At 45.4% G+C, this 12,173-nt stretch carries 12 protein-coding genes; 7 read left to right on the top strand and 5 right to left on the bottom strand.

What is annotated here, in order from left to right; translation table 11 throughout:
• The first annotated feature begins 106 nt into the window (after positions 1-106).
• Complete coding sequence (locus H6626_11535) at positions 107-811, top strand: FHA domain-containing protein (protein USN46826.1); 705 nt, start codon at positions 107-109, stop codon at positions 809-811.
• Entirely contained in the window at positions 808-1,683 is an 876-nt protein-coding gene (locus tag H6626_11540; GenBank protein ID USN46827.1) for an alpha/beta hydrolase, read from the top strand. Before H6626_11535 ends, H6626_11540 begins: the two co-directional genes overlap by 4 nt.
• A gap of 283 nt (positions 1,684-1,966) precedes the next feature.
• Here the strand turns inward: H6626_11540 and H6626_11545 are convergent, their stop codons facing one another.
• The 5 genes from H6626_11545 to H6626_11565 all read right to left on the bottom strand — a co-directional run bounded on the left by H6626_11545 (position 1,967) and on the right by H6626_11565 (position 7,599).
• On the bottom strand, positions 1,967-3,592 hold the full coding sequence (locus tag H6626_11545; GenBank protein USN46828.1) for a S8 family serine peptidase: 1,626 nt from the start codon (positions 3,590-3,592) through the stop codon (positions 1,967-1,969).
• A gap of 143 nt (positions 3,593-3,735) precedes the next feature.
• Positions 3,736-3,969 (bottom strand): hypothetical protein, encoded by a 234-nt coding sequence (locus tag H6626_11550; GenBank protein ID USN46829.1) that lies wholly within the window; start codon positions 3,967-3,969, stop codon positions 3,736-3,738.
• A gap of 262 nt (positions 3,970-4,231) precedes the next feature.
• Positions 4,232-4,981 (bottom strand): succinate dehydrogenase/fumarate reductase iron-sulfur subunit, encoded by a 750-nt coding sequence (locus H6626_11555; protein USN46830.1) that lies wholly within the window; start codon positions 4,979-4,981, stop codon positions 4,232-4,234.
• A gap of 11 nt (positions 4,982-4,992) precedes the next feature.
• Positions 4,993-6,921, bottom strand: a complete 1,929-nt coding sequence (locus H6626_11560) for a fumarate reductase/succinate dehydrogenase flavoprotein subunit (protein USN46831.1) — start codon at positions 6,919-6,921, stop codon at positions 4,993-4,995.
• Between the two features lie 12 nt (positions 6,922-6,933).
• Positions 6,934-7,599 carry a succinate dehydrogenase cytochrome b subunit gene (locus tag H6626_11565; protein ID USN46832.1) on the bottom strand — a complete coding sequence of 222 codons (666 nt, stop codon included), beginning with the start codon at positions 7,597-7,599 and terminating at the stop codon, positions 6,934-6,936.
• 245 nt (positions 7,600-7,844) lie between these two features.
• Between H6626_11565 and H6626_11570 the strand changes: the two genes are divergently transcribed.
• The 5 genes from H6626_11570 (at position 7,845) to H6626_11590 (ending at position 12,171) form a co-directional block, all read left to right on the top strand.
• Entirely contained in the window at positions 7,845-8,621 is a 777-nt protein-coding gene (locus tag H6626_11570) for an electron transfer flavoprotein subunit beta/FixA family protein (GenBank protein USN46833.1), read from the top strand.
• Positions 8,622-8,632: 11 nt separating this feature from the next.
• Positions 8,633-9,601 (top strand): electron transfer flavoprotein subunit alpha/FixB family protein, encoded by a 969-nt coding sequence (locus tag H6626_11575; GenBank protein USN46834.1) that lies wholly within the window; start codon positions 8,633-8,635, stop codon positions 9,599-9,601.
• A 124-nt stretch (positions 9,602-9,725) separates the two neighbouring features.
• Positions 9,726-10,250 carry a DUF374 domain-containing protein gene (locus H6626_11580; protein USN49016.1) on the top strand — a complete coding sequence of 175 codons (525 nt, stop codon included), beginning with the start codon at positions 9,726-9,728 and terminating at the stop codon, positions 10,248-10,250.
• A 55-nt stretch (positions 10,251-10,305) separates the two neighbouring features.
• Positions 10,306-11,208, top strand: coding sequence for a peptidylprolyl isomerase (locus H6626_11585; GenBank protein ID USN46835.1), 903 nt, complete (start codon positions 10,306-10,308; stop codon positions 11,206-11,208).
• A 3-nt stretch (positions 11,209-11,211) separates the two neighbouring features.
• Positions 11,212-12,171, top strand: coding sequence for a peptidyl-prolyl cis-trans isomerase (locus tag H6626_11590; protein USN46836.1), 960 nt, complete (start codon positions 11,212-11,214; stop codon positions 12,169-12,171).
• Positions 12,172-12,173 lie beyond the last annotated feature (2 nt).

Genomic DNA, 12,173 nt, shown 5'->3' on the forward strand with positions numbered 1-12,173 from the left:
TAAGTTGGAGCAAGGATTTCGAAGACCGATCTTGTAGCACGCTCATTGCGGCGACACAAGTACAACGAGTCTTCAAATTTTGAAGCCAAGCAGGTATACTGCATAAATGGCTATGGAACTCGTATTTTATGTAAAAAGTGGGCCTCTGGCCGGCCATGTGTTTCCCATTAAAGAAGGCAGCATATTGGGACGGGCCGGGGTGGATGTGAGTTTGAACGATGGGAAGGTCTCCTCCCGACACGCCGAAGTTCGTCGGTCTAAAACCGGGGAATTCCAGTTAGTCGACTTAAAATCGCGAAATGGCTTAAAAATTGACGGCCAACGGGTGGATCAGGTCGCGTTGACGCGCGGCACTACTGTGCAGATAGGCAACTCCCACCTTGAAGTGCAGCTTGCGCCTGAAGCGGCCCCAAAAAAACGAGAGGAACCTAGAGCTAAACCCTGGACCCAAAACCTTAGTGACTATCTGCAAACCCAAAAACCCAAAACGATGAACAAAGAACAGGTCGTCCAGCCATTTTCAACCCCTGTTAAATTGAAATTTATTCGGGGCCCTCAATTGATGACCGAATGGACGCTCGGCTATGGTCCTAGGGATATTGGAGCCGGCGGCATCGACCTCCATTTAACTGATGAACAACTACCTGAAAAGGCCTTTTCCATTCACTCAGAAAATGGGAGCCCTCGCTTTTTAACCGATCACCCGCTAAAAGTAACCCTAAATGATTTATCTACTTCTGCCGAAATGTTAAAAGATGGTGATTTAATTAAAATCGGTAATACTTGGATCAGGATTAGTTTCGGCCAATGAGCAAAATCTTAAAATCAACAGGATACGTAAAGAGCTTTGATGGCTCACGCATATATTACGAAATACGAGGCCAGGGAAAGCCTATCGTTATGGCCTACGGTATTGGATGCCTTATTAATCACTGGCAACATCAAATCAAATACTTTTCAGAAAACTATCAAACGATTGTTTTTGACTACCGGGCTCACCACAACAGTGAAATCCCTATGGATAGGTCAAATATAAGTATCGACGCCTTAGCTCGAGATATTAAATACCTCCTAGATCACCTCGAAATTAGTAAAGCGAGCTTTTTCGGCCACAGTTTCGGCACACAAGTCCTCATTCGTTGCATTGATATATACCCTCAGTTCTTCGATAATCTTATATTCATTAACGGATTTGCATCTAATCCCATTCGTGGCATGTTCGGCACAGACCTCGTCACCAAGGTTTTTCAAAATATAAAACAAGGTTATGATTTCTTGCCCGAAACATTTCGCGAATTGTGGCGAGTGACAACTAATAATTCTCTAGCCATACAACTCAGCGCTCTAGCTGGTGGATTTAATATAAACCTGACTCACTTAAAAGATATTGAGATCTATTCTCGAGGTATCAGCTCTGTTGACCTGGAAGCTTTCTTGCGACTGTTTGAAAATATGATGAACTATGACGGCCGCCCTGTATTCGACCGAATCGATGTTCCCGTGCTCATTATTGGCGGCTCAAAAGACTCCGTCACACCTCAAAAGTATCAAGAAGAAATGCATGTTAAAATCCGAAACAGTCAATTCTTGATGGTGCCCTATGGCTCTCACTGTACACAACTGGACATGCCTGAATACGTAAATCTTCGAATAGAGAAGTTCTTAAAAGCGCTGGCTTATTGACCCGCTTGGAAATTTAGAAGGTCGTCGGCACCCGAGAGGGGGGGCGTGCGGTGCCATCCCGCAGTGGCGACCCGAGTGGCCGCATGTCGTCTTCGGATTGCGTCACTGCGTGCCGCAACCCGGATACGCCATGCACATCGGGAGCACACTGCGGGATGGCACCGCACGCCCCCCTCTCGGGTGCCGACGACCTTCCAAATTCTAGTGATAATATTTTATCGATTGGGTAAAAAAAAGCCAGGCTCTCGGGCCTGGCTTTTTTTCCTTGTATTTCTACTGGTGGTTATTCGAAGGCGACTCCGGTTATGTCAAACCCATATTGATTTACACTTTTGTCGCTCTTCAATTCAATGATCATCTTTTCACCACTGACGGCAGGTGAGAAAGACTCATCGTGATTGCCGCTCCAACGACCTATCTCGTCACCGGCTTCATTTTTAAATACTACGAAGTCATAATTTCTCTCGGTATTGAACTTCGAGAAATAAACGGCGAACTTCTTAGCTCCTGGCACAGATACCTCAAATGAAAGGGCTGTTCCGTTTTCATAGGGGTGCGGCGTAGAAAGATCGTGTGGCGCAGATTTCCAACCCGAAGGATCGTTGGGATCCCGTGGCGGTGGAGTATTTGTCAATGCATGATAGGCATTTACAAAGCCTGAACTTACAAGTCTGTTTCGAAGTGCCGCTAACGGTTGGGCCGTGGCGATCAGGCGTTCGATCACCTGCTCTGGAGATAAATTGGGCTCTTGTGCTAACATAAGCGCTGCAACGCCCGATACGTGGGGTGTTGCCATTGATGTACCACTCCACGATTTATAGCCATCGGGTGTTGTACTGTAAACGTCCACACCGGGGGCCGCTATGTCTACTGTTTCCCGTCCGTAGTTTGAAAAGTAAGCCAGGTCTCCGCGATTGTTTATTGCCGCTACAGAAAGTACGTTCGACATTTCATAGTTTGAAGGATAGTGAGCCGAATTGTCATTGTTGGTGCCATCATTGCCGGCAGCTGCAATAAATAAAATACCTTTGTCGCTGGCTCTTTGAATAGCGTCGGCCAGTTGTTCACTGTAGCCGCCGCCACCCCATGAGTTACTCATAATATCAACTCCCATGGCAGTTGCATAATCAATGGAGCTCACAGCATCAGCCAATGTTCCACTTCCAGAGGCTGTTAAAAATTTAACGCCCATGATGCTGACTTGCCAGTTCACTCCAACTATTCCAAAACCATCGTCACCTCTGGCGCCGATAGTGCCTGAACAGTGTGATCCGTGACCCTGGTCGTCCAAGGGGTCACCGTCGTTGTTTGCAAAGTCATATCCATGAACGTCATCAATAAAGCCATTGCCGTCATCGTCGACACCAGCCTCACCATTGGCTTCGGCTTCATTGACCCAAATGTTTGGCGCCAAGTCTTGATTCGTGTAGTCAACTCCCGTATCAATCACGGCAACGACTATATCTTTTGAACCCGTTTGAATGTCCCAGGCCGCTTCTGCATCGATGTCGATACCCTCGACACCTTTTTGCGATCCTATGGCTTGCCCCACATTGAGAAGCCCCCACAATTGGGTGAGATCTGGATCATTCGGTAATCGATTTATCCTATATATATAGTTTGGCTCTACCACCTCGACTAAAGGATTCTCTTTGAGAGTCTTTAGGCCTGATGACAACGTTTCAATCAAAGGTCTTTTTACAAGTAATGCGCCTGAGGCTTCAGAAACTCGTCGAACTACTTTTGCATTGAGTTTAATTTCTATATTGTCTAGGGCTCCGATGGTCTTTGGATTTTTGAGTTTAACAACGTACTCACCAGGTACAAACTCTGCGTCAGCTCGAGCGACATTGACCGCTAGTGACAACGTGAGTGCTGCCGCTAATAGCCATGCTTTTTGATGAATCATAGATGACCTCCCATGGTCGTTAACTAGATGCCTTCCGTGGCGTAACAAGGAAGAAAAATTACCTCAGTTCCAAAATGGTACCAGCTAGACCACACACTGGGTAAGCATTAGAAAAAAATTGGACTTTGATAAGGGAAGTATAGCTAAGCGGATTTCGCCTTTTCAGCTGGGCATTGGTTGGGAGCGTCGAAATCAAAACTCAACTGCAGTGGTTGTGATGCTCGGTTTTTTTCTGGTTGAGGTTCGGGCTTAACATGATTCACCGGCCGAAGGTCTTGGGCGGCCTGCTCAAGATGTTTTAAAAATGCTTTTTGAGTTGATAATGGTGCCTCTTTGTTAAATCCCAGCTCTTCTAATATTTGACCGACGTGTTTCATCTAAGACCCCTCGGCTTGGCAGAATCATAACTTGAGGGAAATCAATGATGATCGTCGAGATGAAGGCCCCCGCCCCTAAATAAACGACCTCCTCTTTTACCAAAGGGGTTAGCCTGTTTTTTAAAATTTGTTTGGCTCGCCGGGCCAGAGACTTAGCAAATCCGGCAACGTTTTGTGGATATCCCTGTGGACAATGTACACAACTCACTAAATTTAGAGTTTTGCATGGCATTGGACACTAAATATAGGTTTAGTTACTCAACTAATCCCGGGCCTTCAACATGGCTGAGCGGAAATCTTTGTTCATCATGGCTATGTTTTCTAGGCTAATTTCCTTAGGACATGCTGCTGAACAAGCTCCTGTGTTAGTACAAGCTCCAAAACCCTCTTCATCCATTTGCAGAACCATGCTTCTGGCTCTAGCGTCTCGTTCAGCCTGACCTTGAGGAAGAAGACCTAAGTGAGCTAACTTTGCTGAAACAAACAGGCTGGCTGAAGCATTTTTACAAGCTGCAACACAAGCTCCACACCCGATACACGCCGCCGCTGCAAAAGAAAGATCAGCGTCTGATTTCGGCACAGGGATACAATTGGCATCTTGCGCATTTCCTGTATTTACCGAAATAAATCCACCAGCTTGAATGATTCGGTCAAAAGCTGATCGGTCCACCACCAAATCTCGTACCACTGGAAATGCTTTGGCTCGAAATGGCTCTACAGTTACAGAGTCCCCGTCTTTAAATCTCCGCATATGCAACTGACAAACCGTTGTTCCTCTATCCGGACCATGAGCACAACCATTTATCACGAGGCTACACGCCCCACAGATTCCTTCGCGACAGTCATGATCAAACTCAACTGGATCTTTACCTTGCTTGATCAGGTCTTCGTTCATCACGTCAAGCATTTCGAGGAAAGACATCTCTGGCGAAATATCTTTAGCCTCATAGTCCATAAACTCACCCTTTTTATCAGGACCTGTTTGCCGCCATACTTTGAGTTTAAGGTTCATAACTGTATTCCTTACTTGTAACTTCTTGTTGAAAGTTTCACGTATTCAAACTGCAATGATTCAACGTGTTTTCTCCAATCAATGGAGTTCCCGTTACTAGTCGCCTCCCAAGCCGATACATGACAAAATTTTTCGTCATCACGTTTTGCTTCATTTTCTGGCGTCTGATGCTCTTCTCTGAAATGTCCACCACAGGATTCTTCTCTATCTAGGCCGTCTTTGGCCATGAGCTCACCCAGCTCCAGAAAGTCGGCCACCCGTCCCGCCTTCTCCACTTCACTATTTTTGTAATTTTTGTCTCCAGCCACCTTAACGTCAGCCCAGAACTCTTCTCTTAAGTTATGAATATGGTTTGCGGCTTCTTTCAGACCCTGCGAACTACGAGACATTCCTACATGCTCCCACATGAGGCGACCCAAGCGCCGATGAAAATCATCCACTGATTGCTTTCCATCTACGGACAAAAGCTTGTCCAACCGTTCTTTCACTTGCGCACGACTGTCTTGAAAGGCTTTGTCTTCCGCAGTCACTTCGGGCAACTTGTGAGTCGCCAGGAAATTTCCTAATGTATAGGGAATAATAAAATAGCCATCGGCTAACCCTTGCATCAATGCCGATGCTCCTAGGCGGTTAGCACCATGATCGGAAAAGTTCGCCTCGCCCAAGGCGTGCAAACCAGGAATGGTCGTTTGCAAATTGTAATCCACCCATAAACCACCCATCGTGTAATGAACCGCTGGAAAAATACGCATGGGCACTTCATAGGGATTTTCACCGGCTATCTTTTCATACATTTGAAAAAGGTTGCCGTACTTTTCGCTAACGGCTTGTTTACCCAATCGCTGAATGGCATCTCTAAAATCAAGATACACCGCCATACCAGTTGGCCCTACTCCACGTCCCTCATCAGATCGAAACTTTGCCTGGCGGGAGGCGACGTCTCGTGGAACCAAATTTCCGAAACTGGGATAGATTCGCTCCAAGTAGTAATCGCGGTCTTCGTCAGGTATATCTTTGGGTGAACGTTTATCGTCTTTATTTTTGGGCACCCACACTCTGCCATCATTCCGCAAAGATTCAGACATCAAAGTGAGTTTTGACTGGTAATCTCCCGAGACGGGGATGCATGTGGGATGTATTTGAGTAAAACAGGGGTTGGCAAATAAGGCGCCCTTCTTATGACATCTCCATGCCGCCGTAGCATTACTATTCATTGCATTCGTAGATAGGAAAAAGACGTTGCCGTATCCACCTGTCGCTAATACAACGGCATCCGCTGGATAAGATTCAATTTCGCCATTAATCAAGTTTCTTACCGTAATACCACGGGCGACGCCGTCAACGAGAACCAAATCCAACATCTCTCGGCGAGGAAAAAGTTGCACTTTTCCTTTATTTACCTGGCGCATCAATGCCGAGTATGCCCCAATTAATAACTGTTGTCCTGTTTGCCCTCTTGCATAGAACGTTCGAGAAACCTGAGCCCCTCCAAAGGATCGATTATCAAGCATTCCACCATAGTCACGAGCAAATGGCACACCTTGCGCTACACACTGGTCGATAATGTGGTTAGATATTTGCGCCAATCGATAGACATTGGCTTCTCTGGCCCTAAAGTCGCCTCCTTTTACAGTATCGTAAAATAGTCGATAGATGGAATCGCCATCATTAGGATAATTTTTTGCAGCATTTATCCCGCCCTGAGCCGCAATTGAGTGAGCTCTTCTTGGTGAGTCGTGAATGCAAAAGCTTTGAACATTATATCCTAATTCGGCCAACGATGCCGCGGCCGATGCTCCGGCCAGCCCCGTTCCAACCACAGCTATGGTGTACTTCCGTTTGTTTGCCGGGTTTACAAGCTTTAAGTTAAAACGATGTTGGTCCCATTTTTCTTGAATAGGTCCATTTGGTATCCCTGCATCTAAACTGATATCTGCCATATCCCATTCACCTTATAAAAATAAAAACACATAAACTGGTTGCGAAACAAAAACACCCGCTACGACCACACCATACGCCCGACCAAATAACTCGATTTTGGGCGTATACTTAGGGTGATTAAACCCTAAAGTTTGAATGGCTGAACTCACGCCATGACTTAAATGAAAACCCAAAACAGCTACTGCCACCACGTAGCCAGCGACGTACAAGGGGCTTTGAAAAACTTCAATGACAAGGCGATATAGATCTCTAACAACTACACCCCCATATTCAGCCATGTAGTCCGGTCCTGACTTGCCAAACTTAAAGGTCAGCAAATGCCAAATCACGAAGACCAAGATAACCATTCCTTGGTGCCGCATCGTTTTTGTCACTTGACTAGTCGCCTTGTAGCCCGAGGCCTCTACCGCATAGCGTTGGTCGCGAGCTTTTACGTTCAAAAAACTTAAAGCCAATGCGAGCGCCAGGTGAACCAAAAATATGGCCAACAGCCCCGCTTCGATAACATAAATAAAGGGATTGGAGATGAGTTTATAACTATAGAGATTATATGCCTCTGGCCCAATGAAAATCAGCACGTTTCCTAAGGCATGGGCCAGTACAAACAAACTCAATCCAAGACCAGTTATGCCAACGACTTGTTTTCGACCAATCGTAGAACAGAAAAATCCTGACATTTTTTATATTCCTTGTTGCCGGCTAAAAGAGCATCACAATTGTTCGTACATTCAATGAGTTAAGGCAACTTTATTTTCAGTGAAGCGGCGTTGCAATCTCATCTGATCATGGCCCAAACTGCTGCTCGTGAATTTGCCTTTTAGTGAAGGTTTGTCTATAGTTCCGAAGGCCCATCGAGGCTTATGCGTCTTAGGCTGATGCTATTTTCGTAAATACAGCTGAGGAATCATTAAGGAGTCTACCCATGAAAATCATAGTGTGCGTAAAACAGGTGCCTGACACGGAAACCAAAATAAATTTGAGCAGCGACAGTCAATCCATCGACTCCTCGGGAATTAAGTGGATTATGAACCCTTACGACAAAAACGGTGTGGAAGAAGCCCTCACGCTTAAGGCGGCCCAGCCGGACAGCACGGTAGTGGCTGTTAGCGTTGGCCCGAAAGCCAGAGTCACTTCCACACTTCGCGAAGCGTTGGCCATGGGCGCTGATGAGGCCATTTTAATAGATGCGCCTGACACGATTGATGCGCACCAAACGGCTGAGATCCTGGCAAAAGTGATTTCGAGCGAAGGCAGTTGGGATCTGTGTTTTACCGGCCATCTGGCTATCGATGATAATGCTGCAAGTGTCAGCCAAATGGTGGCCGAGATTCTCAACGTCCCCCATACAACTGTGGTTTCAAAGTTCAACTTTGCTTCAGGATCCTGCACCGTCGAACGAGAGATCGAAGGTGGCGCCCGAGAAGTTGTGGAAATGCGTGGCCCATCAGTTGTCGCGGCCACTAAAAGTTTAAATAAACCTCGCTACACCAACCCCATGGGTATCATGAAAGCAAAGAAAAAGCCCTTGAAGGAAGTAACGCTCGGAGACCTGGGCCTTGAGGGCTCTGCGGCACGAGTGTTACATGAAAATTTTCAATTACCGGCAGACAAGCCGCCAGTAAAAATGATCGATGGTGATCCCTCTCAACAAGCTAAAATGTTGGTTCAACTGCTTCGCGAAGAAGCCAAAGTAATTTAAAGGAGTGTCCCGTGGCTAATGTCTTAGTATTTTGTGAAGTAGCAAATGGCCAACTTAAAAAAGGCTCTTTGGAGCTTTTGAGTGCCGCAAAAAATTGTGGTGGCCAAATTTCAGCTGCCGCCATTGGGCTGGCTGCAAATCAAGTTACAGCTGAAATGGGTAAATACGGCGCTAGCGCCGCCTTTGTCTGTACCGACGAAAAACTATCCCAATATAATCCTGAAGCCTATTCTCAAGTGTTGTCGAAAATTTTTGAACAATCCGGGGCCGACATGATGTTCGCATCGTCCACTGCAATGGCTCGAGATCTATTTCCGAGGGTAGCTGAAAAAGTGGCCGCTGGCATAGCTAGTGACTGTACAGAACTTTCATTTACGAACGGTCAAGTAAAAGTGCGCCGTCCCTTGTATGCCGGTAAATGCAGCGCCGAGGTGAAGTTCCAAAATTGTGACAAGCAAATTATTTTGATGCGCCCAAACCAACTGCCAGTAGGTGAAGGCAATGGCTCTGGTGAAATTAATGTCCAGTCTGTACCCTTTGAACCCAATGACTTAAAAACTTTGATTAAGGATATTGTTAAAGGCACTTCTGAAAAACTGGATCTCACGGAGGCCAATATTATCGTCTCTGGCGGCCGTGGCATGCAAAACTCTGGAAACTTCAAACTGTTGGAAGAGTTAGCCGACACCCTCGGGGCTACCGTGGGAGCCACTCGAGCTGTTTGTGATGAAGGATGGGTCCCCCACTCCATGCAAGTGGGTCAAACGGGAAAAACCGTAGCCCCCACTCTCTATATAGCTTGTGGTATTTATGGAGCCATTCAACATTTAGCTGGAATGAGCGGCAGCAAAGTCATTGTAGCCGTTAATACAGATCCTGATGCCCCCATATTTAAAAAAGCCACGTATGGTATTGTTGGTGATGCGCTCGAGGTTGTTCCGCAATTGACGGAAGAATTTAAAAACCTACTAAGCCAATAACGTGTTTAGAAAATACATTCTTCCAACAATCGTTTGGATTTTCTATTTTCTACTAAGCATCTCGTGGCGAAAGAAAGTGCATATGCATGAGGAGACTCTGCTGGCCTACCGGGATGGCAAACCGATTATACTTGCCCATTGGCACGGCGATGAATTGGCTTTACTTCACCTTGTTAAACCCTATCGTCTCGCCACCATGACTTCTACAAGCTCCGATGGCCACCTTATTGATTATGTCATTCGAAGACTCGGAGGAGCGACATCACGTGGATCTTCAACTCGAGGCGGAATATCTGCACTCAAGGGATTGGTTCGACTAGTGAAGAGTGGCCATATGGCTTCTATGGCAGTAGATGGACCGAAAGGACCCTACCATTTGGTTAAGCCCGGTGTTTTTGAACTGTCTCGACTAACGGGTGCTCATATTGTGTCGGTGGGCGTGGCCGTTTCCTCGGCCTTCAAGTTTGAAAAATCTTGGAACAAAACCTACTTGCCCCTTCCTTTTTCAAAAGTAAAAATCTACTTCGGCAAACCGTGGAGTGTTGTGTTGCGAAGTGATGATCCCAAAGCAGAAAAATGGGCTGGCATGTTGGCCCGTGATCTGGATGATGCAAACCAGCAAGCATCTAAAATCATTGCTGGACTATGAGGCCAATGCTAGCGTTTTTAAGGTAGCGTCATTTCATCATTTAAGAGGGTAAATCATGTTGCGAAAATTTGTTTCCTCAGTCCAACTATTTGTGCCGACAAAAAAATCTCAGCATTTTTTAACTGAATATTTTGGAAGAACCACCCCGATTACGGTTTTGGCCCTAGTCACAATCTTTTTCGCCAATACTAGCGTTCAAGCTCAAGTTGTGGCCAAGGTAAATGACAAAAACATCACTTTAAAAGAATTCAACGATAAGTACGAAGACATTCGAAATAAAGTGATAAATCCGCCCACCCCAAAAGAGTTTCTAGAAGATTTGGTGCGTTTTGAAGTGGGCGTTCAAGAAGCAGAGAAAAAAGGTATTCAAAATGACCCTCTCTTCAAACAGAAGATGAAAGAAGAGATGTACAAGCTACTCATTGAGAAAGCTATTGGCAAAGAGGTAGAAAAAATCAAAGTTTCCGAAAAGGAGATGCGCGAATACTACAAAGACAATCCGGAAGTTCGTACAAGCCACATCCTAATAGAAGTTGCTCCAGGCGCGACAAAGCAACAAAGAGAAACGGCAAAAAAGCGTGCTGAAGAAATTTATGCTGAAGTGAAGAAGAGCAAACGTCCCTTTGAAGAACTAGTGAAGCTTTACACGGATGATAGCTTAACAAAAGACTTTGGCGGAGACATTGGATTTCAGTCTCGAGTCACTCTTGTACCGACCTATTACGATGCTGCAATAGGAATGAAAAAAGATCAAATTAAGGGGCTCATCGAATCAAGATATGGGTTTCATATTATAAAACTCACAGATCGACGAAGCTATTCAAGTGCCAATAAACGGCAAATTCGTGCAGCTGTCTTTGATCAAAAACGAAAAAAGCTATTTGATCAGTATTTTTCACAATTAAAAAAGCAATACAAAATTAGTAAAAGCACTCAAAATTTGAAAAGTACAAACTAAACAATGATCCCCAAAAAAATGGCAGCACTCTGCTTGCTGCCCCTTTTTTTTCTGGTCGCGTGTAAACCTGGCGAGAAAAAGGCCACCGAGCGCATTGTAGTAAAAGTTAATGACACCACCTTAAATGCAAAAGATTTCGCCAATCGTTTGGCTAAAAAGCTAAGCGCCTATGATGCTCTTACAGCAAAGGATGCTGATACTATTTTGGCCACAAAAGAAAGCGTGGTTGACGAGTTTCTGCTCGAAGTGATCACTCGACGATACGCCCGGGAAAATGATATTTTTGTAAAAAAAGAAGATCTCGACGCAAAAATCAATTCCATTCGCCAAATTTATCCCGATGATTTGGCTTTTCGAAGGTCTTTGGCCGAAGAGGGTCTTGAGTTTAAAGACTGGAAGAATCAAATTGAATACTCCATTTTGGAGTCAAAGGTTGCAAACGCTATTAATCAATCCATAACTCCTCCGGCTGACGAGGAAATCAAGGCGTACTACGATAGGAATAAAGAGAACTACAGGCGCCCTGCGCAAGTTTACCTTCGCCAAGTAGTGACGGCCTCCGAGATTAACGCAAAGCGCATTGTGGAGGCACTTAAAAAAGGTAGAAGCATGACAGATCTGGCAAAAGAGTTTTCCATCACTCCCGAAGGTAAGTCGGGGGGAGAAATTGGTTGGATTGAGAAGGGCGCTTTTGAGTATTTTGATACCGCCTTTACTATGCGTGTGGGACAGAAAAGTGGCCCCATTAAGTCGCCTTTTGGGTATCACGTCTTTGTTGTTGAGAAGAGTAGGCACGAGCGCCTACTGGCATTGAGTGACGTAAAAGATCAAATAAGGGGCATTTTAATTGAACGTCGACAGCAAGCCGCTTACACCTCGTGGTTAGAGATGGAAATTCGGAAGACGAGAGTGTACAAAGATCAGGAGTTTTTGAATCATCTTCAGGTCGAAACACGGAGTTAACA

The organism is Pseudobdellovibrionaceae bacterium, from assembly GCA_023898385.1.
Lineage (GTDB): Bacteria > Bdellovibrionota > Bdellovibrionia > Bdellovibrionales > UBA1609.

Bases quoted from the DNA above. Each gene is read 5' to 3' on its own strand.
- H6626_11535 (USN46826.1), top strand. From the start codon at position 107: ATGGCTATGGAACTCGTATTTTATGTAAAAAGTGGGCCTCTGGCCGGC.
- H6626_11540 (USN46827.1), top strand. From the start codon at position 808: ATGAGCAAAATCTTAAAATCAACAGGATACGTAAAGAGCTTTGATGGC.
- H6626_11545 (USN46828.1), bottom strand. From the start codon at position 3,592: ATGATTCATCAAAAAGCATGGCTATTAGCGGCAGCACTCACGTTGTCA.
- H6626_11550 (USN46829.1), bottom strand. From the start codon at position 3,969: ATGAAACACGTCGGTCAAATATTAGAAGAGCTGGGATTTAACAAAGAG.
- H6626_11555 (USN46830.1), bottom strand. From the start codon at position 4,981: ATGAACCTTAAACTCAAAGTATGGCGGCAAACAGGTCCTGATAAAAAG.
- H6626_11560 (USN46831.1), bottom strand. From the start codon at position 6,921: ATGGCAGATATCAGTTTAGATGCAGGGATACCAAATGGACCTATTCAA.
- H6626_11565 (USN46832.1), bottom strand. From the start codon at position 7,599: ATGTCAGGATTTTTCTGTTCTACGATTGGTCGAAAACAAGTCGTTGGC.
- H6626_11570 (USN46833.1), top strand. From the start codon at position 7,845: ATGAAAATCATAGTGTGCGTAAAACAGGTGCCTGACACGGAAACCAAA.
- H6626_11585 (USN46835.1), top strand. From the start codon at position 10,306: ATGTTGCGAAAATTTGTTTCCTCAGTCCAACTATTTGTGCCGACAAAA.
- H6626_11590 (USN46836.1), top strand. From the start codon at position 11,212: ATGATCCCCAAAAAAATGGCAGCACTCTGCTTGCTGCCCCTTTTTTTT.